The following is a 21,098-nucleotide window of genomic DNA, read 5'->3' as shown; positions in this document are numbered from 1 at the left end:
GAGATGGTCTTCGCAATTAGGGGCGTAGTTGGAGTCGGAATCCACCAGCTTCGAGGAGCGAGCGGGCTATGTAGTGCGTCAGGTTTCGGAAGACCAAGGCTGTGCCGCGGAGGTGCTCTAGAGCCAATAGTGCCTGAAAGTCGCTGGCGAATAGGGGATCACTAATCGGTTGCATGGAGCACGAGCATCAAATGCGGTCGAACTGATTGTTCAAGCGCTATACATTCTCGGAATGGCTCGCCGTCCTGCGAGTAAATTAGGTCGAAACTTCGACGGATGGTATCGGCGGCGCGTGCTGGTTACCCAATACGGTCAATTTGCGGGAAGCAACGGCGCATCTCACGAATCATGATTGCAGCAGATTGTTCGTCAAACTGGAGAGTTTGGCTGGTCTTCGGCAGAGATTCCCGGAAGTCAGAACCAAATGTTGAGAGTTGCAAGAATCTGGTTCCGACCGGGCTGTCGACGACCTGCAGAAGACAATCTACTTCTGTCGGATGAATCCTGACGTTTTGCGTTCCGATGTTTATCGAACGAATTCGTGCCATTATGTACTCGCCATTCTGGATGTATTTTCGCGTGTTGTCAGTATGGCGTGGCGGCGTATAAGCAGCAATACCGCGTCGGGCAAGATGGCTGGTTAGAATTCGTTCCGCTGACACCCCGCATCCGTGGGCGCCGCCGGCGTCTACCCCCTCGGTACAGTCAAAGGGACCACCACCCTCAGCTCAGGAGTACCATGCCCGGTTTCGCCGTCATCGACTTCGAGACCACCGGACTCTTCGCGGGTGGCCAAGACCGCGCCATCGAGGTCGCCGTCGCGCATGTCAGCGCTGACGGACAGATCGAAGGGCAGTGGGAGACGCTCATTAACCCCGGGCGGGACCTCGGTCGTCAGGATATTCACCGCGTGCGCGCCGCCGATGTCATGAATGCGCCCAGCTTCGTCGAGATTGCCCCACAGCTCGTGGCGCTGCTGGACGGCCGCGTCATTGTGGCCCACAACGCCGCGTTCGACACCCGCTTTTTACTCGCCGAACTCGCCCGCGCCGGCTACCCGATTTTCGAACCGGTGATCAGCCTGTGCACTATGCAGCTCGCCCGCGACTTTCTACCCGGCACCGGCCGGTCGCTCGCCGACTGCTGCGCCTCCTACGACATCGATCTCACCGGTGCCCACCGAGCCTCGGTTGATACCTGCGCCACCGCCCAACTGCTCAGCCACTACATCACCGGTGCCGCCGATCCGATCCTGTGGGCCGACGCCCTCGACCGTGCCGCCGCCTACCGCTGGCCGACCCTGTCGTTGCCGGAGCGCCCGTGGTACCCGCGGCCGGATTTCGCGACAGAGCAGACGGCATCCGCTTTTCTGGAACGCATCAGTGTGCGGCTGCCCGAGATCACCGGGCCGGCCGAACACCAGGACTACCTCGCCCTGCTCGATCGCTGCCTGCTGGACCGAAAGCTCTCCGCCCACGAAGCGCAGGCGCTCGTACAGCTCGCCGAGGAGCTCGGCCTCAGCCGCCACCGGTGCGAGCTGCTGCACGGGGAGTATTTCGCCGCGCTCGCCCGCATCGCCTGGGCCGACGGCGTGCTCACAACGGATGAGATGGCCGACCTCGTCGACGTCGCCAACCTGCTCGACATCTCAGCGGATGCCCTTGACGCCGCACTCGACCAGCCGGAAACGGCAGTCGTCACCGTGACGAGTACACACTTCGAACTGCACCTCGGCGACCTCGTGGTACTGACCGGCGAGATGACCCGACCCCGCAGCGACTGGGAGTCGGAGTTGCTGGCCCGCGGCTTCGCGCCGAAAAGTGCGGTGACCAAAAAGGTGACGCTGCTCGTGGCCGCCGACCCGGACTCGCTCTCGGGCAAGGCGCGCAAGGCCCGCGACTACGGAATTCCGATCGTGGGAGAGGCCGCCCTGGCCCGGCTGGCGGGGGCGTTCCCTCTGCTCTGACTTCCGGTTGTTCGCCGGCTCCGGCGTGATTTGGCGACGGAGCAGGCGGCATCCGCTTTGTTAGGGCGTGTCGACGATCTGCTTGCCGAGCGGCGTGAGCGCGACCGGAATCAGCTTGAAGTTGGCGATGCCGAACGGGATGCCGATGATCGTCACGCAGAGGGCGATGCCCGAGAGCAGGTGCTCGAGGGCGATCCACCAGCCGGCCAGAATCACCCAGACGACATTGCCGAACAGTGACGCGGCTCCGGCGCCCGGGGCGTCGACCACGGTCTTGCCGAACGGCCAGAGCGCGTAGACGCCGATGCGTGCCGCGGCGATTCCCCAGGGGATCGTCACGATGAGAATGCACATGATTGCGGCTGCCAGAATGTAGCCGAGAAACAGCCAGAAGCCTGACAGCACGAGCCAGATGATGTTGAGAAGGGTCTTCATGGTGGTTCCATTCTCGCAGGTCGCCCGTGCCGGGCACGGTGCGGGAGACACACGTGGCACGATTGCAGGACTCCGGGCAAGATAGAGGCCATGGCCCACCGTCAACGGCACCGTTCCGATGCTGACCCCGTAACCGACCGGGCGGATAAGACCTGCGCGTCGTGTGGGCGACGCATCGAGTGGCGTGCGAAGTGGGCCAACAATTGGGACTCGGTGAAGTACTGCTCGGCAGCCTGCCGCTCACACGGGATCAACACGACAGACCTCCAGCTCGAAACGACCATCGTGTCATTGCTGCACAAAAGCGCGCACGATGCCACGATCTGTCCGTCTGACGCGGCGCGCGCCATCGGCGGCGAGGAGTGGCGCGACCTGATGGAGCCTGCCCGACGAGCCGCACGACGCATGGTCGCCCGCGGCGAATTACAGATCACCCAGGGCGGCGTCGTGGTCGACCCGTCAACCGCCAAGGGTGCAATTCGGTTGCGAACGCCGCGATAAGCGTTCCGTACCACATAAAAAGGAGCACACAAAAATGACAGTGACCTGCGACATGATGGTCTCGGAGGACGGCTACGCGGCCGGCGTGAATCAGAGCCTGCAGCATCCGCTGGGCGAGGACGGCGAACGACTGGCCCGCTGGCGTTTCGAGCGGCCCGATGAGAATGCGGCAGAGATCGCCGCCATCGCCACCGCGGGCGCCTACATCATGGGGCGCAACATGTTCGGGCCTGGCCGTGGCGAGTGGGACGACGAGTGGACGGGCTGGTGGGGCGACGACCCGCCGTACCACGCGCCGGTGTTCGTACTGACGCACTACCCGCGGGCTCCGCTCGTGATGCAAGGCGGCACGACCTTCACGTTCGTGACCGCTGGCATCCTGGCGGCGCTGGAGCAGGCTCGCGCCGTTGCGGGCCATCGCAAGGTGGCGATTGCGGGTGGGGCCGCGACGGCGCGGCAATTTCTGTCCGCCGGGCTGATCGACGAATTGCGGCTGCACGTAGCGGCGGCGGTGCTCGGCGCCGGCGAGCCCTTGCTGGCGGGACTGGAACACCTCAACCTGGAACAGGTCAGCTCGGTGGAGCGAGAGCTGGTCACCCACGTGACGTATCGGGTGGTGCGCTGAAGGGATTGTCCCGCCCACGTGAGACGCCATTCGTGGGAGCATGACGCATGCCCAACTTCGTAAGCGAGATCGTCACCCAGACTGTGCAGCAAAACAACTGGTGGCTGAACGGTGGCGGGTGGTTCGTGTTAGCCCTGGTGAATGCGGGCCTGGCCGAACAGAAGAACCGTTCCCGCTGGAACTGGTTCGTTCTCTCGCTGTTTCTCGGGCCGGTGGCCACGTTCTTTATTGTTGTCTGGGAACCGCTGACCCAGCCGCCACTCGAACTCCGGAATCCGTTTGAGAAGGCCGACGGACGTTACCTCACCCTGGCCATAATGTCGCTGGTGATCACCGTCGGCCTGGTGTTGTTCGCGATAGCCGGGCAGGCTTGGTACGTGTGGGTGGCCAGCGCGGTCAGTGCCGCGGCCCTCGTCGCATTTCTCGTGCTGTTCCAACGCGCACGCTCCAAGCGGATGCTGGCGCTGAGGCACGCAAACGGCGCCTGACACAGAGTTGCCATGATCGGTCGGCGGTGTCTGGGAGCCAGCCCTGAGCATCCGTTCTGGGGTAACGCTCGAGGCCATCGCTGGGTATCGTTAGACCTATCGCTGTATATCGTTCGCACGTCATACCGAGGAGGCAATCATGGGCAACACATTCCCCACCGGCGGGTTCAACGCCGCCAACATGGACGGCATCTGGCAGGCCATGGAACAGTTCCGCTCCCGATTCGAGAAGCAGGCAGGCACAGCCACCCGAGCCGGTCGCGGTGAGGTGCGCACGGCGGTGCTCGCCCTGCTGGCGGAGCAGCCGATGCACGGCTACCAGATCATCCACGAAATCGAAGAGCGCAGCGGCGGCACCTGGAAGCCCAGCGCCGGCTCGGTCTACCCCACGTTGCAGCTACTGGCTGATGAGGGCCTGATCAGCGCCGAAGAGAACAACGGTCGCAAGATCTACTCGCTCACCGATGAGGGTCGCGCGGCAGTCGCTGACGCCGACACGAGCGCCCCGTGGGCCGCGACGAGCTCCACCGGGTCACACACCCACACTGCGCTGCCGAAGGCGGGCATCGAACTCGCCCAGGCTGCTGCTCAGGTGGGTCGCACCGGATCGCCGGAACAGATCAAAGAGGCTGTAACCGTGCTCGACGACGCGCGTCGCAAGCTCTACTCGATCCTCGCCCAGGACTGACGGGTGCCGCTGGCTCGTCGAGGTAGCTACGATTCGAATTCGGGCGCGGGCAACATGCGCGCCCGGTACCGCCGCATTCTGCGTTTTGCCAGCTGGTATCTCGCCATAACGTGGTGGTTCGAGTTGTTCCTGCCTCGCATCGGGCTGGTGAAGATCGCCGAGCGCACGCGCTCCAAGCGGATGCAGCGCTTCGCGAAGGGTTTTCACGTGCTCGCGGCCGACCTTGGCGGTCTCATGATCAAGGTCGGGCAGTTCATGTCATCGCGCCTTGACGTGCTGCCACCCGAGATCACTAAAGAGCTCGAGGGGCTGCAGGACGAAGTCGCGCCGGTATTGTTTGCGGCCATTCGCGCTGCTGTCGAGGCGGAGCTGGGCATGCCGCTCGAACGGGCCTTTACGTCGGTCGACGAGACTCCGGTAGCGGCGGCATCCCTCGGGCAGGCACATCGCGCCCGGCTCACCGCGCTCGATGCTGCTGACACGGGGCTCGACGGGGTCATTATCAAGGTGCAGCGCCCGGGAATCGACGAAATCATCGACGTCGACCTTGCCGCCCTGCGCAAGGTGGGAGGCTGGCTCAGCCATGTGAAACTCGTCTCCAACCGGGTCGACATGCCGGCGCTGGTCGAAGAGTTCGCACAGACGAGTCTCGAAGAGATCGACTACCTGCACGAGGCGAGCAGCTCCGAACGTTTCGCAGCGGCCTTTCCCGATGACGACCGAGTCGGCGTTCCCGGTGTCGTCTGGGAACGAACCACCCGCAAGGTGCTCACTCTCGAAGATGTCACGGCGATCAAGATCACCGACGTCGACGCCCTGATCAAGGCCGGCATCGACCCGGCCGAGGTGGCTCCGGTCTTCGCCGAGGTCATGTTCGACCAGATGTTCACGAGGGGCTTCTTTCACGCCGATCCGCACCCCGGCAACATCTTCGTCACCCCGGACGCCGACAGCGAGCGCGGCTGGCAACTCACCTTCATTGACTTCGGCATGATGGGCGAGGTGCCCACGAGCACGCGTACCGGACTGCGCAAAATGCTCATCGCGGCCGCCTCACGCGATGGGCGCGGCCTGGTCAATGCCATGAACGATGTCGGCGTGCTCCTTCCCTCGGCCGAGACGACCGAGCTCGAACGGGCCATGACCACTCTGTTCGCCCGGTTTGGTGGTATGGGTTTCGCCGAGTTGCGCGAGGTGGACCCGCGAGAGTTCCGCGAATTCGCGGTGCAGTTCGGCGACGTGGTGCGCTCGCTGCCGTTCCAGCTGCCCGAGAACTTTCTGCTCATCATCCGAGCCATGTCGCTCACCTCCGGCGTGGCCAGCGCGCTCAATCCCGCCTTCAACCTCTGGGATTCGGTCGAGCCCTACGCGGCGCAGCTGCTGCGCGACGAGAGCGGCAACTTCGTGCAGGACATCGCGAAGCAGGCAACGGAGACGGTCGGCATCGCCGTTCGCCTGCCCAAGCGCCTCGACGGATTGATCACCCGGATCGAAGACGGCTCCGTTGCGGTTGCCAGCCCGGGTCTCGAGAAGCGCGTCGCCCGCCTCGAGCGCACCCTGCGGCAAGCCGTGTCGGCGCTCCTGTTCGGCGCCCTGCTCATCGCCGGCGTGCTGCTGCGAGCGGATGATGCGGTGCTGGGCACCGTCTTAATGGTCGCGTCGGTCGTCCCCCTGCTGCACACGCTGTTCGCGGGGCGTCGCGGGTTCTGAACGGAGCGTAGCCGTTTGGTCGTCCGGCAAAAACTTGCAGTCGACCCGTCCCCGCGTGTTCCAGGGCCGGTCGGAGCAGTCGGCGGTGCCGGCTGCGGCATCCGTTTCACGGCCCAGAGCGGCACAACCCCTGCGATTTGGGCCGCGGGCGACATTCCACCTCGGAATTACGGGGACGTTTTTTCGTCGCGCGGCGCTAACAAATTGCAGGAGTTATGCGCAGAGAGCGCCCAGGAGCCGGCTTTTATACCGGGCGGGCGGCATCCGTTCGCGGCGAACGCTCCCGGATACCGGGCAGGCCCACCAAATCGGCGCTCACCTGCCAGAGCCGGGCCGCAGCCGCGGTGTCGTCGCTGGCGGCCGACGACTTTCTGGGCCGCTTATTGGTGAAGTAGCAGGCGGACCCCCCCCGCTCAAAAGTGGTCGCCACGTAAATCGAGGTGACTGCGCCCTTTGCGGGAGGCTTCATGAACGGTCGCAACAGTGGCACGAGCAGGCGCTGGGCCCGCACGGGATCCTCGACGCCGAACCTCGTACTCACGAGCCCCGGATGCACGGCGTTCGCGGTGACTCCGGTTTCCGACAGGCGCGGAACCAGCGCGTCGGTGAACATGACGTTGGTGAGTGTGGACTGGTTGTCGGCCCCCGAACCGGAGTACTCCCGCTCGCCCGGCAGGTCGTCGAAATCGAGCCGGCCCATGGCCTGCGCGTTCCAGACCGTCGTCGTGCACGGCGGCGGCAATGCAGCGCCTCGCCTAGGCGCCATCCCGTGGATAAAAACGGGCCGCGTCATCTACTGGGGCGACCTCGACTCCGACGGATTTACCATTTTGCACGCGCTCCGCTCGGGCTGCGACAACGTCACGAGCACACTCATGGACGAGGCGACCCTGCTGCAATTTCGCGACCTCTGGGTGCCGGAACCGAAGGCCGCCGGCGGAACGTATTCGACGCTGACGGCGGGGGAGCAGACCGCGCTCGAGCGCATCCGCTCGGAGGGAAACGTGCGCCGCGAGCAGGAACGCATCGACTGGACCTACGCATTGCCCCGGCTACTCACCCTCGCCGCGAACCCCTCTTAGGTACCCCGCGGGTCGCAAAGTATGTCACGGCTGAGCGATCGTGACCGAAAGTCAGGGTATTCGGAGAAAATCGTGAGGTTTCATTCAAAAATGCGGTGCAAGCTAGCGACCTTGCCCGCGCCGACCCGAAGCGCGCGAGCCCGAAACCCGGCGAGCCGGCGTACCTAGCGCCGCGTCCTCGCTCCCGATGAAGGATATGCGCCAAAAAAACTTCGAAACTTCCCATGCTCGTACCGTCCGCAAATCCCCAAAACGCGGGCACCAGATTATCTTCGCCGCCAGTGCCGTGCTGGTCGTCACCGGCCTCGTCGCCGGCAGCGAATTCGCCGCCCAGTCGGCTGATGCCAAGCAAGACAGGATCGCAGCCACGACCGCACTCGCCGAGAGCACCGGCCGCCAGATTGAACAACTCGACTATTACGCCCAGCGCGGCGAGGCACTCAGCCGCGACAGCGCATCCGCTGCCCTCTCGCAAGCCAACTTGGTCATTGCCGCCAGCGTGAGCAAAGTGGATGCCTCCACCCTCACCTCGGTAGCCAGCTCGCTCGCCAGCTACGAGATCATGCCGATCGACCAGCTCGAAGACCTCACGGCCCAGGCGAAGACGCAGACCGTCGCAGTTGCTGCGGCCACCGCCGAAGTCGACCGGGTCGCAGCTGAAGTTGCTGCAGCCGAGGCCGCTGCGGCCGCCGCCGCTGAAGCCGCTCGAATGGAGTCCCTCGCGGGCGGCAATACCGTCGACGGTGCCCGCGCCACAGCGCGTTCGATGGCCGCCTCCCAGTACGGCTGGGGCGAGGATCAGTTCAGCTGCCTCGACCGGCTGTGGCAGAAGGAATCGGGCTGGTCCTACTCGGCCCTGAACTCCAGCAGCGGTGCGACCGGCATTCCGCAGGCGCTGCCGGGCAGCAAGATGGCGTCGGCCGGCACCGACTGGGCCACCAACGCCACGACGCAGATCAGCTGGGGCCTGGGCTATATCAAGGCCTCCTCCTATGGAACGCCGTGTGCGGCCTGGTCGCACTCGCAGTCCGTCGGCTGGTACTGACCGACCGCCGTCGACACCAAACCGTAGCGAAGATCGGGCCGCTCATCAGTTCTTTCGTGCCGCCGCAGGTTCTGCGGCGGCACGGCTGGGGCGCTGGGGCCAGCGCTACGATGAGAAAGTAAGGGAACTCCACGTTTGAGTTCGACTGGTACACCGAAGTACCCGTTGCAGGATCCCTGCGCAGATATTTGATGGAGGCGTTTTTTCGATGTCGTCTGGTTTCACCCCTACGGGTCTAGCCCCGGTAGACCCCACACTCGAGTCGTTCATAACTGATTATTATGAGCATTTGACGGACGAAGACGCGGCGCACTATTCCCCGCCAGTATTGCAAGCCCGAGCGCGAGCCCATTGGAAGGTCGCGCAGTACCGGGTGCCCAAAACGGCCTCGGTCGAGATTCAGAATGAGCCCGGACGCAGCGTCATCTATATCGTCACCGACGACATGCCCTTCCTGGTGGATTCGGTCACCGCCGAGCTGGTGCGCCAGCACTCCGCCATCCACCTCGTCGTGCACCCGCTGCTCATCGTGGCCCGCAGCAAGGCCAGCAATGAACTCGTCGACATCAACCGCATTCCGGCCGGTGTTGGCGTCTCCAGCGGTGATACCTCGGCGATGCCCAATATTGCCCACCTGATCGCCACCGGCGATGACGCCTCGCACCTCGAATCGTGGATCGCCATTGAGATCGACAGTGCGAGCGACGAGGAGCAGGCCCTGCTGGTGGCTGGCGTGACAGCCGTTCTCGGCGATGTTCGCGCCGCCGTCGCGGACTGGCCGCTCATGCGCACCAAGGCGATGCAGATCGCGAACGCCCTCGACAAGGTCGTCGGCGCCGATCAGGTCAAGGACCTCGCCCAAACCCAGCAGCTGTTGCACTGGCTCGACGAGGGCAACTTCACCTTTCTCGGCTACCGCGAATACAACCTCGAGACGCGGGACGGCGAAGACGTCCTCACCCTGATCGACGGCAGCGGACTTGGCCTGCTGCGTTCCGCCGACGATCGTCACCAGATTCAGCATCTAACGGATGCCGGTCGGCAGAAAGCGCGCGAGCGCACCGCCCTGGTGATCACCAAGGCCAACTCGCGCTCCACCGTGCATCGCCCCGCCTACTTCGACTACATCGGCATCAAGAGTTTCGACGCCGCCGGTCAGGTCAGCGGAGAACAGCGCTTCATCGGCCTGTTCGCCGCGAGCGCCTACACGAGCTCGGTCACTGCCGTTCCTGTGCTGCGCGAAAAGGTCAAGGCCGTCATGACCGAGGTCGGTTTTCCGCTCGAGTCGCACAGCGGCAAAGACCTGCTCGGCATCATGGAAACCTACCCGCGTGACGAATTGTTCCAGATCGAAGTTCCCGACCTGATCACCGCGTCGCTCGCCATCCAACGTCTGCAGGAGCGGCGACGCACCCGGCTGTTCCTGCGCCCCGACATCTACGGCCGGTTCATGTCGGCCCTGGTCTACCTGCCGCGTGACCGCTACAACACCGCCGTGCGCCTGCGCATTGAGAAGGAATTGCAGGAGACCTTCCACTCGGAGGCCCTCGACTTCGAAGCGCGCATGACCGAATCGGCACTCGCGAGACTCTTCTATCGCATCCGCTTGCCAAAGGATGTCGCCGCCGACACGGTCGATGCCGCCGCCCTGGAACACCGTCTCGCCATGGCCGTGCGGTCCTGGCCCGAGGGGATCAGCGACGAACTCCGCGAGACACACTCGGTCGAGGAAGCCGAGCGCCTGGCCGCTGTCTGGGCTGAAGCTTTTCCCGATAGCTACCGGGTCGATTATGAAATTGCCGATGCCCTCGAAGACATCGGGCGGTTCGAGGCCTGCGCTGCGCCGGTGAGAGCATCCGCTGACCTGCGCACCCGCCCTGGACTGCACGTCTACCGGCCTCACAGTGTCGGTGACCCCGCCGAAGACGCCCGCATCAAGCTGTACATGACCGAGCCGAAGAGCCTCAGCCAGATTCTGCCGTTTCTGCAGAACCTTGGCATCGAGGTCCTCGACGAGGTGCCGTTCGACATCGAAACCGCTGACGGGCGCCGCTTCTACCTGTACGACCTGGGCCTGCACTACCCGGCCGGAGTCGACCCGATCGCGACCGGGACTCTGCTGGCCGACTCGTTTGGTGCTGCGATCAGCGGCGCCATCGAGTCCGACAGCCTCGATCGCCTGGTTCTGCAGGACGGCCTGCCGTGGCACCGCGTCGTCATCCTGCGCAGCTACGCCAAATATCTGCGCCAGATCGGCAACACCAACTCCTACGGTTTCGTCGCCAACGCCCTGCTCGCCAACCCGGCCGTTACGCGTGGCCTGGTGTCACTATTCGAAGCCCGATTCGACCCAGATCTCGCCGACGATGAGCGGATGCTGCGCGTCGCCGACGTGCGCGACCAGCTCACCCTGGCCATGGAGCAGGTCGCGACCCTCGACGCCGACCGGGTGCTGCGCACCCTGATCACGCTGATCGAAGCGTCGCTTCGCACTAACTTCTTCCAGTACAAGCCGTATCTGAGCATTAAACTCGATCCGTCGCAGATCGAGCAGATGCCCTCACCGCGACCGATGTACGAAATCTGGGTGTACTCGCCGCGCGTCGAGGGCGTGCACCTGCGGTTCGGCAAGGTTGCCCGGGGTGGCCTGCGCTGGTCGGACCGCCGCGAGGACTTTCGCACCGAGGTGCTCGGGCTGGTCAAAGCGCAGACGGTCAAGAACGCCGTCATTGTGCCGACCGGTGCCAAGGGCGGATTCTTCGCCAAGAAGCTGCCAGATCCGGCACTGGACCGGGCGGCGTGGATGGCCGAGGGCATCGCGAGCTACCAAACCTTCGTGCGCGGGCTGCTCGATTTGACTGACAACCTCGTGGCAACGCCCGAGGGTGAACGGGTTGTTCCGCCGAACCGCGTGGTCAGCCACGATGACGCGGACACCTACCTCGTCGTCGCGGCCGACAAGGGAACCGCCTCGTTCTCGGATATCGCCAACGAACTCGCCGCTGAGTACGGTTTCTGGCTCGGCGACGCCTTCGCCTCTGGCGGTTCGGTCGGATACGACCACAAGGAGATGGGCATCACGGCCAAGGGCGCGTGGGAGTCGGTCAAACGCCACTTCAGCGAGCTCGGCGTCGACGCCCAGTCCGAGGAGTTCACCGTGGTCGGCGTCGGCGACATGTCCGGCGACGTGTTCGGCAACGGCATGCTGCTCTCCAAGCACACCAAGCTCGTCGCGGCCTTCGACCATCGCCACATCTTCCTGGACCCGACCCCCAACCCGGCGCTTTCCTTTGCCGAGCGCAAGCGGTTGTTCGAACTGCCGCGTTCCTCCTGGGCCGACTACGCGACCGACCTGATCAGCGCCGGCGGCGGCGTCTTTCCGCGCCAGTCCAAGGTTGTTCCGATCTCGGCTGAGGTACAGGTCGTGCTCGGTTTGCCCGAGGGCACGACGCACCTGAGCCCGCCGGAGCTGCTGCGCGCAATTCTGCTGGCCCCGACCGATCTGCTCTACAACGGCGGAATCGGCACCTACGTGAAGGCCAGCACCGAGACCGCAGCGCAGGTTGGCGATAAGGCCAACGATTCCATTCGCGTCGACGGCAAGGACCTGCGAGTCAAGGTCGTCGGTGAGGGAGGAAACCTCGGCTTCACCCAGCTCGGGCGCATTGAAGCTGCCCTCAATGGCGTCATTCTCAACACCGACGCGATCGACAACTCGGCCGGAGTGGACTGCTCCGACCACGAAGTCAATATCAAGATCTTCGTGGACCGTATGGTCGCCGCCGGCAAGCTCGACCCCGCCGAACGGGCCGAGTTTCTGGCCGAGATGACCGACGAGGTCGGCCGCCTGGTTCTGGTCGATAACGTCGATCAGAACATTCTGCTGCTCAACGACCGGGTCCTCGTCAATAACTGGAGCCCGAGCTACGAGCGCCTGATGAACTGGCTCGAAGCATCCGGCGATCTGCAGCGTGAGCTCGAGGCACTGCCGACGACGGCCACGCTGCGCGAGCGCCTCGACCAGGGCCAGGGGCTGACCAGCCCCGAGCTCAGCGTGCTGGCGGCCTACGCCAAGATCGAACTGGCCAACGCGCTGCGCGACAGCGATCTGGCCGATGACCCGTGGTTCGGCAGCACCCTGCGCTGGTATTTCCCGACGCACCTGTCTGAACGTTTCGATGCCGAGTTGGATACGCATCCGCTTCGCCGGGAGATCATCGCGACGGTCGTAGCGAACGACATGATCAACCTGGGCGGCATCACCTTCGCGTTCCGCACGATGGAGGAGACGTCGGCGAACCAGGCGACGATCGCGCGAGCCTTCGTGGCCCTCCGGGAGATTTTCGAGTTGAACGAGATGGTAGACGAGCTCAACGCGCTGCCGTCATCGTTCCCGACCGAGAAGTGGACGGCGATTCACCTCGACATTCGCCGGCTGCTCGACCGTGCGGTGCGTTGGCAGGTTAACCATGGGGGCAATATGCCCGTCGCCGGGGTGATCGCAAAGTACCAGCCGCAGGTCGCGCTGATGCGCGAGCACCTCGGGGAATACCTGCAGGGCGCCGACCTCAAACGCCTCGAAACCCAGCAGGAGCAGGCCAAAGAATGGGGCCTGCCCGACGATCTCGGTCGCCGCTGGTCGGAACTCTTCGAGGCGTACGCGCTGCTGGACGTGGCCAAGGTCGCCGCCCGGTCCAACCTTCCGGTCACCGAAGTCGCGGCCATCTACTATGCGGTGTACAACCGGTTCGGTGTCGACAACCTGCTGGAGCGCATCACCAAGCTGCCCCGCAAGGACCGTTGGCAGGCCCTCGCCCGTGCTGCCCTGCGCGACGACTTGTACTCCACGGTCGCCGACATGGCCAGGTCCGTGCTCGATGAAACGGATGCCGGCGCCCCCGACGAGCGCCTCCTCGCCTGGGAAGCACTCAACGCCGAACAGCTCGGCCGGGCGCGCAGCGTGTTCGAGGAGGTCAACTCCCTCGCGCAGGACGACATGGCGTCCTTGTCGGTCGCCGTGCGGCTGCTGCGCTCCATCGTGCGCCGCTGACCGACTAGCCCGCTGAAGCGCTGGAGCATCCGTTCGAGGGTGCTCCAGCGCTTTGTTGACGGCGATCCGCCGTCTCAGCCGCGCGACGGCAAGTTGTTGATCCAGTCGCCGAGCATGCTCGCGGTGACGTGCCAGGACCCGGCTGTTAACGGTAGAAAAACTCTTTGGAGGGCACTAGATCAACGAGACGATCAGAATGGCAATGGCCAGCCAGAGCGGCATCGCCACAACCACGAGGATGAGGCCACCCCACTGCAACCGGGTATAGGTCTGCCCGGCGTCGCCGCGTTTGCGGGTGCGCACGATGTCAACCACCGAGACGACCATGCCGATGAACAACAGTGGCGACACGGTCAGCAGCGCAAACAGCAGGCGGGGGTCGGTCGGGAGTGACACGCAGACGGCGATGCCCAGAGCGCTGTACAGCACGAACAGAACGATGCTCACCCACAACGAGAGCGGAAGGCGTCGAGTCGGCTGGGCGGTTATTGCGTGCATGGTGCGACCCCCATTGGTATCTGCGATTTTTGACAGTAGCACGAAGCCGGTCAGTCGCCGGGCATGCTCAGCTGATGCGGCCGAGCGCCACGAGCTTCGTGCGCACCTCGGCGTCGCTCGGCTCCACCATGTGAGTGTCGTCGGGAAACACAATGACCGGAATGTTGGTGCGGCCGCTGATGGCGCGGGCGCGGTCGGCGCCATCCTCGACGAGCAGCAGGTCGACATAGTCGTAGTCCACCTCGAGGCGGTCGAGCAGTGACTTGGAACGACGGCAGTCGCCGCACCACTGGGCTCCATACATCGTGATGCGAGCAGCGGGGGCAATGGTTTCAGTCATGCTAACGATCCTAGGCGGCGCGCCTGTGTGCCGCGGGTGGACATCCGTTTCAGTCGTGCAGGTGGTCAACCTGCCAACCGGTGGACTGCTCCAGCAGGTCCAGAATATTCTGAGCGGATGCCCGCGCCTCGGCCGCGCCGCGCGCATCGACGACGTCGATCGCCAACGGCAGGCTTTCGCCGAACTTGGCAATCTCCACCTCGACCCGACCGCCGTCCGGCAGTGCAATGAACGCGTCCGCGGCCGATGTGCCACTGACCTCTCGGCTGAGTGCGGTCGCGATGGCCCACAGGGCATCGGGCTTGGTGCGCTGAACCTGGGCAACGATCGTGGCCGTGAAAGTCATGGGTCTCCGAACTTGGGGATGAGGGACCCAATCAGTAAAGCAGTACCCGTACCCTGAAACCATGCCTTCTTATCGCGTCACCATGAGTATCGACTCCCTGCACCCGGGAACGGAACCCGCCTCGGTCGTGCCGCGGGCCGCAGCGGCGGCGGCCGAATTCACCACGGTGGAGGCCTCCGACCTCACCATCGTCGCCGGCGCGGCCCGGGTCATCGTGCGTTTCACAGCGGATGACGCGGCGTCGGCCCTGCGGATCGGCGCCCACGTGGTGGCCGACCTGCGCGTCGTCGCCGAGTTGCGGGCGTCCCTGATCACCGAGCGCGTGAAGGGTACCTGGGTGCCGGTGCGCTGAACCGGCGAGGGCGTGGGGACAATACGTTACCCACGTCCTCACCCGGTGGCTTGCTCGACGGGCGCGGCCACCTGCCAAGTCAGGTTCTGGGCCGAGGCCTGCTGCCGGTCCAGAGAGAGCTGAAACATGAACACGTCGGTCGAAGTTCCGTTCGCACGCCCCAACGACAACGGTTTCAACACAAAGAATCTTCCTACCCCGAACTAGGGGTATTGGTCCGTGCTGCGTCAGACCACCGGGTCCATCGAGCTCAGATGGCAGGCGTCGTTCCACATCTGCAGCACCCGGTTCTCGCGTTCCCAGCCGAGGGTGGAGACGGTTGCAGTGCCGAGGCTGAGGTTCTTGCCGGCGATTGCCGGCAGGCCCATCCAGCGCGCGGTCATGATACGCAGAAAATGTCCGTGGGCGAAGACGGCGACACGACCCTCGGCGGCGAGGCATTCCTCGATCGCGAGGTCGGCTCGCGCCCCCACCTCATCGACGGTCTCACCGCCCACAATTGGGTTACCCCACACGGTCCAGCCGGGTATCTCAGAGCGGATGTCCACGGTGCGTCGGCCCTCATAGACCCCGTAGTCCCATTCGAGCACGTCGTCGCTCGCCACGCCCTGGCTGGAGTACCCGGCCCGCTCCATGGTCTCCCACGCGCGCACGAGCGGGCTGGAGTAGACCCGATCGAAATGCTGGCCGTCCAGCATCTCGCCGAGGGCATCCGCTTGTTGACGGCCGAAATCGGTCAGTGGAACGTCGGTGCGCCCGGTGTGCTGGCCGGAGATGCTCCATTCCGTCTGCCCGTGGCGAATAAGAACGATGTCGTTCTGGGTCATGCTGCTCCCTCGCGGTTGCCGCTGTGCGGCAGGTCAAGTCTACGTTTCGACCCAGCCACAGGTGCCCCGACGGGGGAACGGACGACCCGCCTGCTACGTTTAATACGTCAGTGCAAACGCCCTGAGCCACAATGTTGTAGCAAATCAGGGGGAACCATCGTGTCAACTGCCACCGAGAAGCGCGCAAGCGGCCCAGCCGCTGCGTTCATGCGCCCGATAAATTCGCTCGTCGAACGATTCATTCCGAGCGCGCTCGTGTTCGTGATCGTGCTGACCGTGATCGTGGCGATTCTGGCCCTGGTGCTCACCGATTCCGGCCCGATCGATGTCGTGCGCAGTTGGGGCGACGGTCTCGCGGGGCTGCTCGCCTTCATGACCCAGATGGCCCTCGTGCTGCTGCTCGGGCACATTCTGGCCAACACGACCCCGGTGCACCGGCTGCTGGTTCGTCTGGGTGCTGTGCCACGCACGGCGCTTCAGGCCTACGTTTTCGTCTTCACCATCGCCGCGGTGGCGTGCCTGATCACCTGGGGCCTCGGCCTCGTAGTCGGGGGGCTGCTCGCCAAGGAGGTGGCTTTTCAGCTGCGCGCGAAGGGCGTTCCGGTGCACTTCCCGCTCCTGGTTGCCGCCGGCTACTCCGGCTTTGTGATCTGGCACATGGGATATTCCGGGTCGGGACCGCTCACCGCCGCCACCGAGGGCTCCTTCCTGGCCGAGCAACTGGGGCGCACCATTTCGCTCAGCGACACCACATTCTCGCTGTGGAATATTTTGGCGGCCGTCGCCACCATCGTGGTGGTCGCGCTGGCGCTGGCCCTCGTCGCCCCGCGGCGTAACGCCCCGATCTTCGTGCTTGAGGTCGATGCCCGCGATAAGCAGGTCGCCGAGGAATCGGTCGTGACGCCCGCTGACCGGCTCGATGCCAGCCGCATAATGACCCTGATCGTGGGGCTCGCCCTCGTCGCCTACCTGGTCGTTCACTTCGTCGAGGGCGGTACCCTCACGCTCGACATCGTCAACTGGACATTCCTCGCGCTCATATTCCTGCTGGTGCGTAACCCGTTCGAACTGATTCGGCTGACCAAGGATGCCGCCTCCAACGTCGGCGATATCCTGCTGCAGTTTCCGCTGTACGCCGGCATCCTCGGCATGATGGTCGGATCCGGGCTGATCGGGGTATTCTCTGACTTCTTCGTGAACGTGTCGACTCCGGCGACGTTTGGCGTGATGGCGTTGCTGGCGGCCGGACTGGTGAACTTCTTCGTGCCCTCCGGCGGCGGCCAATTCGCCGTGCAGGGCCCGATCATGCTCGACGCGGCCGAACGGCTCGGCGTTGACCCCTCCGTCGCCATCATGGCCGTCTCCTACGGCGACCAGTGGACCAACATGATTCAGCCGTTCTGGGCGCTTCCGCTTCTGGCGATCGCCGGGCTGAAAATGCGCGACATTCTTGGTTACACCACGATCACTTTTCTGGCGGCCGGTCTGGTCTTCATCGCGACGATGTTCATCGTCGGTGCCGGCTAACCCGGCGCAGACTGGATGCCGCCTGCGTATATCCCAATTTGCGATAGAAGTTCAATTTCAACGCGGGCGAGAGCCGTAGGCTTGTCTCAAAGCCATCAAGTCTGAGACGGGTGCCATGAGGGTCATTAGTTACAACCTCCGCAAGAATCGTGCCAGCGGCGAACTGGTCGCGCTGTCCGAGCGTTACAGTCCCAACATTCTCTGCCTGCAGGAATGCAACACCATCGACCTGCCGGCCGAGGTCGGCACTCTGCACCTCGCCGACGCGACCCGGCGCAACCGGCTGGGCCTGGCCATCTACTACAACCGGGACCGCTACACGGCGATCAAGACGCAGGCCTTCGCGCTGAAGAAATCCCTGCATGATCACCTGGCGGCGCCGGCACACGAGCGCCTGATCGCCACCCGCCTGATCGACAACGTCGCCCAGCGGGAGCTCGTCGTCGCATCCTTTCACGCAGCGCCGCTGACCGCGCTCAACTCCCTGCGCCGCAAACAGATTCGCACCGCCCACGAAGAGCTCAGTCTGCTCGGCCCCGGTCTGCCGACCCTGATGGTCGGCGATTACAACTACCCGATCTTCCAGGGCAAGCTCGGCAACAAGGTCAACCAGTCCGGTTACGACCTGACCCTCAGCGACACCCGCACCTACACCCGGTACAAGTTCTTTCGCGGACACTTCGACCTCGCAACCTCGATGGGCCTGGCGATCACCAACGTGGAGACCCTTCCGCAGGGCACCTCAGATCACATGCCCATTCTGGTGACGGCTACCTACCCTGACGAACAACCGATGCAAACGGATGCCGCGCATCACCTGGCCAATCCCGCTACCGGTGAGTCCGTCACGGTCGAAGGCGCCGACTTCACGATCTAGCCCCGCGGCGTCTCGCGCGGTCAGGCGAGCAGCTCGAGCACGCCGCGCACGATCGTCGCAAACGACCCCAGGTACGCCACTATCACGAGCAGGCGGCGGGCTACGTGCGGCTCGATCACCCGCGACAGCAGGTCGCCGACGATGAGCCCGACGATGCAGGCACACCCGATCAGAATCCAGACCAGCACGGGCAGCTCCGGCACGCCGGCGGATCCGAGGGCGAATTTGGACGACAACGAGGCCAGCCCGATGGTCAGAAAGTACGGCTGCATGGTCGCGGCGAAGGACCGCTGCGGCCAGCCTGTGGCGATCGCGTAGATGCTCACTGCCGGGCCGCCGACGCCGGCCGTCGTGTTCATGACCCCGCTGGTCATGCCGGCTATCACGCGAAAACTCAGCCGGTCCCGCACGACCACCCGGCCGAGATTCACCGATACGGTCAGCCCGGCGGCCACGAGTACACCGATCGAGATCTCAAGCCACGCCACCGGTACGAACTGCAAAACGTAGGAGCCCGGCACGATGCCGATCACGGCGCAGGCCGCCAGAATTCCGTAGCGCCGCCAGTCCACGTCTCGAAACACGCGCGTCAGGATCACCCCGGCGGTAAGGGCCCCGCAGACGTTGACGACGATGACACCGTCAATCGGCCCCAACAGCAGGACCAGAAAGGGCGCAGCGACCAGGGCGAACCCCATGCCGGTGATGCGCTGCATGCTCGAGCCGATCAGCACGGCCGCAATCACCAGAACGGTCGTCCACACGGTACGGTCTCCCAGCTCGGTTGTTGCACCCAACGATACCGGCCCAGACCACACCAACCGACGTCGCGGACGCGTGGGCTACCGTTAATGCGGGGCCGCTGCACGGCAGTCACCCGACAAATCGACGAAAGGACAGTGGATGCCCCACGCGAGCTTGCCCACCGAGAACGTTCTGCAAGGGCGCACCTTCGATGCCGTGCTGTTCGATATGGACGGCACCCTCATCGACTCCACGCCGGCGGTCGACCGCTCCTGGGCTGCCTGGGCGCGGGAATGGGGAGTGGCGAAGGACGACACCGCCCACGGCCGTCCGGCGCGCGACATTATCGAGGAACTGGTACCGGCCGACCGGGTAGACGAAGCCATTGCCCGCGTCCTCGCGCTCGAAACAGCCGACACGGACGATATCACCGTGCTGCCCGGCGCCGCCGCGCTCATGACGAGCCTGCCCGAAGCCCGGCGCGCGATCGTCACGTCCTGCGCCCGGCCGTTGGCCGGAGCGAGGCTGGCAGCATCCGCTTTTCCGGCACCCGCGGTGATCGTGACCATCGATGACACTCCGAACGGCAAGCCCGAGCCCGACCCGTTTTTGGAGGGGGCGGCGCGGCTTGGCGTAGACCCGAACCGCTGCCTGGTAATCGAGGACGCACCCGCCGGTCTGCAGGCCGGCCGCGCCGCCGGCTGCACCACGATCGCCGTCACCGGAACCTACCCAGCCGCCGAGCTCGACGCCGATCTGGTCGTGCCCGGGCTCGACTCGCTGCGCATTGAGGTCACGCCTGACGGTTTGATCGTTCACGTGGAGTCACCGAAAAGCTAAGAACGGTCACCGCCCGGGCCCAAATGAACGTAACGTTGATAGGCGGTATGCACGTTCGGCTTTTCCGGGTGGCGCGAGTACGCGAAGAGAAAGGTTTTGGCACTTGGACGACGAATGCATCCACGGACTTGAGGGCAAATTGTGCGCCCTGTGTTATCCCAAAGTCGTTACTGAGCCCCTGGTGCCGGTGAAGAAGACCCGCGCTCCCAAGCTGTCGTCCCTGCGCGACCCGCTGCCCACGGCGGCTACACCGCCCGCCCGCGCGGCTCGCCCGGTTCGCGTGGCAGGCGCTCCCCGCCCGGTGCGCGCCGAGAAAGCTTCGACCGACAACGTCGACGAGCAGCGCGTGTACCACCTCACCCACATCAGCAACCTCGCCGCCATTCTGCGCGACGGATGCCTGTTTGCCAACGCTGCGCTCACCACCCGACCCGCCGTGGACATCTCGGCGCCCGCCACGCGCGAATCGCGTCGCGACGCCCTCGTCGCTGGCACTGAACGCAGTGTCGCAGAGTACGTGCCGTTCTTCCTGTCGCCGAATGCGACCGTGTGGGAGAGCATTCGTGCCGAGTCCACCGACCCGCGCCTCGCCCTCGACGCCCACGGCTCCGAGGCTTTCGCCTTCGTCATGCTCGTGAGCACCGTGAAGAAGATCAACGACGGGCTCGCCGCTGTAACGGATGCTTCCACCACCGACGACGAGACCCCCCTCGTTCCCAGCCTGGTCGCCGTCACCAACGGTGATGCGGCCGGATCGCTCACCCGGTTCGGTGCCACACCGGCCACGGCCGAGCGCATGCTGCAGACGCTCCGCGCCGAAGCCGACGGCGCGATGATGCTCGAAGCCGAGCTGCTCGTTCCCGATGCTGTCCCAATGGAGCTGGTGACGCTCATCGGCGTCTGCAACGACAATGTGCGCGAGACGGTTCGGGGCATTCTGAAGGCAAGCGCGTTCAAGCCCAAGGTCGCGGTCTACCCGCCGTGGTTCCACACCTCCGCCGACGCCGAGTAGCCCGACCCTTTTCTGTCCGGGGCCCGGGCCCGGAAACGGGGCCCATGTTCTATCGTGGGCCCCGTTCCCTAAGGTGGGCCCGGGGGCGGATGCGTGCGTGGGCCCGGGGGGCGGATGTGGATGCGGATGCGGATGCGGGCGTGGG

General features: G+C 64.7%; 22 protein-coding genes. 14 read left to right on the top strand and 8 right to left on the bottom strand.

Features of this window, described 5'->3' with window-relative positions; translation table 11 throughout:
* Positions 1 to 299: 299 nt before the first annotated feature.
* Positions 300 to 662, bottom strand: coding sequence for a hypothetical protein (locus E3O11_RS00535; RefSeq protein ID WP_198415520.1), 363 nt, complete (start codon positions 660 to 662; stop codon positions 300 to 302).
* A 77-nt stretch (positions 663 to 739) separates the two neighbouring features.
* On the opposite strand from E3O11_RS00535, the gene E3O11_RS00530 reads away from it, so the two are divergent.
* Positions 740 to 1,966, top strand: a complete 1,227-nt coding sequence (locus E3O11_RS00530) for an exonuclease domain-containing protein (RefSeq protein WP_092448824.1) — start codon at positions 740 to 742, stop codon at positions 1,964 to 1,966.
* A gap of 60 nt (positions 1,967 to 2,026) precedes the next feature.
* On the opposite strand, the gene E3O11_RS00525 is transcribed toward E3O11_RS00530, so the two are convergent.
* Positions 2,027 to 2,401, bottom strand: coding sequence for a YccF domain-containing protein (locus E3O11_RS00525; RefSeq protein ID WP_092448823.1), 375 nt, complete (start codon positions 2,399 to 2,401; stop codon positions 2,027 to 2,029).
* A gap of 90 nt (positions 2,402 to 2,491) precedes the next feature.
* Here E3O11_RS00525 and E3O11_RS00520 point away from each other — a divergent pair, with 90 nt between their 5' ends.
* From E3O11_RS00520 to E3O11_RS00500, 5 genes are all read left to right on the top strand, one after another.
* Positions 2,492 to 2,902 carry a DUF2256 and DUF3253 domain-containing protein gene (locus E3O11_RS00520; RefSeq protein ID WP_092448822.1) on the top strand — a complete coding sequence of 137 codons (411 nt, stop codon included), beginning with the start codon at positions 2,492 to 2,494 and terminating at the stop codon, positions 2,900 to 2,902.
* Between the two features lie 34 nt (positions 2,903 to 2,936).
* Complete coding sequence (locus tag E3O11_RS00515; RefSeq protein ID WP_092448821.1) at positions 2,937 to 3,527, top strand: dihydrofolate reductase family protein; 591 nt, start codon at positions 2,937 to 2,939, stop codon at positions 3,525 to 3,527.
* A gap of 47 nt (positions 3,528 to 3,574) precedes the next feature.
* On the top strand, positions 3,575 to 4,015 hold the full coding sequence (locus tag E3O11_RS17865; protein WP_198415519.1) for a hypothetical protein: 441 nt from the start codon (positions 3,575 to 3,577) through the stop codon (positions 4,013 to 4,015).
* Between the two features lie 139 nt (positions 4,016 to 4,154).
* A complete protein-coding gene (locus E3O11_RS00505) occupies positions 4,155 to 4,703 on the top strand; it encodes a PadR family transcriptional regulator (protein ID WP_092448820.1) in 549 nt (182 codons plus the stop codon).
* 54 nt (positions 4,704 to 4,757) lie between these two features.
* On the top strand, positions 4,758 to 6,413 hold the full coding sequence (locus E3O11_RS00500) for an ABC1 kinase family protein (protein WP_092448819.1): 1,656 nt from the start codon (positions 4,758 to 4,760) through the stop codon (positions 6,411 to 6,413).
* Between the two features lie 244 nt (positions 6,414 to 6,657).
* Here E3O11_RS00500 and E3O11_RS17960 read toward each other — a convergent pair whose 3' ends face one another.
* Positions 6,658 to 7,113 carry a Rossmann-fold NAD(P)-binding domain-containing protein gene (locus E3O11_RS17960; RefSeq protein ID WP_241994601.1) on the bottom strand — a complete coding sequence of 152 codons (456 nt, stop codon included), beginning with the start codon at positions 7,111 to 7,113 and terminating at the stop codon, positions 6,658 to 6,660.
* Here E3O11_RS17960 and E3O11_RS17955 point away from each other — a divergent pair.
* From E3O11_RS17955 to E3O11_RS00480, 3 genes are all read left to right on the top strand, one after another.
* Entirely contained in the window at positions 7,112 to 7,495 is a 384-nt protein-coding gene (locus E3O11_RS17955) for a Wadjet anti-phage system protein JetD domain-containing protein (RefSeq protein ID WP_241994600.1), read from the top strand. The genes E3O11_RS17960 and E3O11_RS17955 overlap by 2 nt on opposite strands.
* A 196-nt stretch (positions 7,496 to 7,691) precedes the next feature.
* Positions 7,692 to 8,540, top strand: a complete 849-nt coding sequence (locus tag E3O11_RS00485) for an aggregation-promoting factor C-terminal-like domain-containing protein (RefSeq protein WP_092448816.1) — start codon at positions 7,692 to 7,694, stop codon at positions 8,538 to 8,540.
* Positions 8,541 to 8,748: 208 nt separating this feature from the next.
* Positions 8,749 to 13,590, top strand: coding sequence for an NAD-glutamate dehydrogenase (locus E3O11_RS00480; RefSeq protein WP_092448815.1), 4,842 nt, complete (start codon positions 8,749 to 8,751; stop codon positions 13,588 to 13,590).
* Positions 13,591 to 13,764: 174 nt separating this feature from the next.
* Here the strand turns inward: E3O11_RS00480 and E3O11_RS00475 are convergent, their stop codons facing one another.
* From E3O11_RS00475 to E3O11_RS00465, 3 genes are all read right to left on the bottom strand, one after another.
* A complete protein-coding gene (locus tag E3O11_RS00475; RefSeq protein WP_092448814.1) occupies positions 13,765 to 14,088 on the bottom strand; it encodes a hypothetical protein in 324 nt (107 codons plus the stop codon).
* A 67-nt stretch (positions 14,089 to 14,155) separates the two neighbouring features.
* On the bottom strand, positions 14,156 to 14,428 hold the full coding sequence (locus E3O11_RS00470; RefSeq protein ID WP_092448813.1) for a glutaredoxin family protein: 273 nt from the start codon (positions 14,426 to 14,428) through the stop codon (positions 14,156 to 14,158).
* Between the two features lie 49 nt (positions 14,429 to 14,477).
* A complete protein-coding gene (locus tag E3O11_RS00465; protein WP_092448812.1) occupies positions 14,478 to 14,774 on the bottom strand; it encodes a hypothetical protein in 297 nt (98 codons plus the stop codon).
* 61 nt (positions 14,775 to 14,835) lie between these two features.
* Between E3O11_RS00465 and E3O11_RS00460 the strand changes: the two genes are divergently transcribed.
* Positions 14,836 to 15,126, top strand: coding sequence for a hypothetical protein (locus tag E3O11_RS00460; RefSeq protein WP_092448811.1), 291 nt, complete (start codon positions 14,836 to 14,838; stop codon positions 15,124 to 15,126).
* A gap of 227 nt (positions 15,127 to 15,353) precedes the next feature.
* On the opposite strand, the gene E3O11_RS00455 is transcribed toward E3O11_RS00460, so the two are convergent.
* Positions 15,354 to 15,953, bottom strand: coding sequence for a histidine phosphatase family protein (locus E3O11_RS00455; protein ID WP_092448810.1), 600 nt, complete (start codon positions 15,951 to 15,953; stop codon positions 15,354 to 15,356).
* A gap of 207 nt (positions 15,954 to 16,160) precedes the next feature.
* On the opposite strand from E3O11_RS00455, the gene E3O11_RS00450 reads away from it, so the two are divergent.
* Positions 16,161 to 17,480, top strand: coding sequence for a short-chain fatty acid transporter (locus E3O11_RS00450; RefSeq protein ID WP_092448809.1), 1,320 nt, complete (start codon positions 16,161 to 16,163; stop codon positions 17,478 to 17,480).
* A gap of 115 nt (positions 17,481 to 17,595) precedes the next feature.
* Positions 17,596 to 18,357, top strand: a complete 762-nt coding sequence (locus E3O11_RS00445) for an endonuclease/exonuclease/phosphatase family protein (protein ID WP_233195448.1) — start codon at positions 17,596 to 17,598, stop codon at positions 18,355 to 18,357.
* 20 nt (positions 18,358 to 18,377) lie between these two features.
* On the opposite strand, the gene E3O11_RS00440 is transcribed toward E3O11_RS00445, so the two are convergent.
* Positions 18,378 to 19,121 carry a sulfite exporter TauE/SafE family protein gene (locus tag E3O11_RS00440; RefSeq protein WP_092448808.1) on the bottom strand — a complete coding sequence of 248 codons (744 nt, stop codon included), beginning with the start codon at positions 19,119 to 19,121 and terminating at the stop codon, positions 18,378 to 18,380.
* A 139-nt stretch (positions 19,122 to 19,260) separates the two neighbouring features.
* Between E3O11_RS00440 and E3O11_RS00435 the strand changes: the two genes are divergently transcribed.
* Positions 19,261 to 19,941 carry an HAD-IA family hydrolase gene (locus tag E3O11_RS00435; protein ID WP_092448807.1) on the top strand — a complete coding sequence of 227 codons (681 nt, stop codon included), beginning with the start codon at positions 19,261 to 19,263 and terminating at the stop codon, positions 19,939 to 19,941.
* Positions 19,942 to 20,128: 187 nt separating this feature from the next.
* Positions 20,129 to 20,953 carry a DarT ssDNA thymidine ADP-ribosyltransferase family protein gene (locus E3O11_RS00430; RefSeq protein ID WP_166787440.1) on the top strand — a complete coding sequence of 275 codons (825 nt, stop codon included), beginning with the start codon at positions 20,129 to 20,131 and terminating at the stop codon, positions 20,951 to 20,953.
* Positions 20,954 to 21,098: the final 145 nt, after the last annotated feature.

This window comes from Cryobacterium levicorallinum (assembly GCF_004402405.1).
GTDB lineage: Bacteria > Actinomycetota > Actinomycetes > Actinomycetales > Microbacteriaceae > Cryobacterium > Cryobacterium levicorallinum.
This window is presented reverse-complemented; position numbering and strand designations above follow the sequence as displayed.

Bases quoted from the DNA above. Each gene is read 5' to 3' on its own strand.
- E3O11_RS00475 (WP_092448814.1), bottom strand. From the start codon at position 14,088: ATGCACGCAATAACCGCCCAGCCGACTCGACGCCTTCCGCTCTCGTTG.
- E3O11_RS00455 (WP_092448810.1), bottom strand. From the start codon at position 15,953: ATGACCCAGAACGACATCGTTCTTATTCGCCACGGGCAGACGGAATGG.
- E3O11_RS00435 (WP_092448807.1), top strand. From the start codon at position 19,261: ATGCCCCACGCGAGCTTGCCCACCGAGAACGTTCTGCAAGGGCGCACC.
- E3O11_RS17865 (WP_198415519.1), top strand. From the start codon at position 3,575: ATGCCCAACTTCGTAAGCGAGATCGTCACCCAGACTGTGCAGCAAAAC.
- E3O11_RS00465 (WP_092448812.1), bottom strand. From the start codon at position 14,774: ATGACTTTCACGGCCACGATCGTTGCCCAGGTTCAGCGCACCAAGCCC.
- E3O11_RS00515 (WP_092448821.1), top strand. From the start codon at position 2,937: ATGACAGTGACCTGCGACATGATGGTCTCGGAGGACGGCTACGCGGCC.
- E3O11_RS00480 (WP_092448815.1), top strand. From the start codon at position 8,749: ATGTCGTCTGGTTTCACCCCTACGGGTCTAGCCCCGGTAGACCCCACA.
- E3O11_RS00470 (WP_092448813.1), bottom strand. From the start codon at position 14,428: ATGACTGAAACCATTGCCCCCGCTGCTCGCATCACGATGTATGGAGCC.
- E3O11_RS00530 (WP_092448824.1), top strand. From the start codon at position 740: ATGCCCGGTTTCGCCGTCATCGACTTCGAGACCACCGGACTCTTCGCG.
- E3O11_RS00485 (WP_092448816.1), top strand. From the start codon at position 7,692: ATGCGCCAAAAAAACTTCGAAACTTCCCATGCTCGTACCGTCCGCAAA.
- E3O11_RS00450 (WP_092448809.1), top strand. From the start codon at position 16,161: ATGCGCCCGATAAATTCGCTCGTCGAACGATTCATTCCGAGCGCGCTC.
- E3O11_RS00460 (WP_092448811.1), top strand. From the start codon at position 14,836: ATGCCTTCTTATCGCGTCACCATGAGTATCGACTCCCTGCACCCGGGA.
- E3O11_RS00525 (WP_092448823.1), bottom strand. From the start codon at position 2,401: ATGAAGACCCTTCTCAACATCATCTGGCTCGTGCTGTCAGGCTTCTGG.
- E3O11_RS00505 (WP_092448820.1), top strand. From the start codon at position 4,155: ATGGGCAACACATTCCCCACCGGCGGGTTCAACGCCGCCAACATGGAC.
- E3O11_RS17960 (WP_241994601.1), bottom strand. From the start codon at position 7,113: ATGGGCCGGCTCGATTTCGACGACCTGCCGGGCGAGCGGGAGTACTCC.
- E3O11_RS00520 (WP_092448822.1), top strand. From the start codon at position 2,492: ATGGCCCACCGTCAACGGCACCGTTCCGATGCTGACCCCGTAACCGAC.
- E3O11_RS00500 (WP_092448819.1), top strand. From the start codon at position 4,758: ATGCGCGCCCGGTACCGCCGCATTCTGCGTTTTGCCAGCTGGTATCTC.
- E3O11_RS00445 (WP_233195448.1), top strand. From the start codon at position 17,596: ATGAGGGTCATTAGTTACAACCTCCGCAAGAATCGTGCCAGCGGCGAA.
- E3O11_RS17955 (WP_241994600.1), top strand. From the start codon at position 7,112: ATGGCCTGCGCGTTCCAGACCGTCGTCGTGCACGGCGGCGGCAATGCA.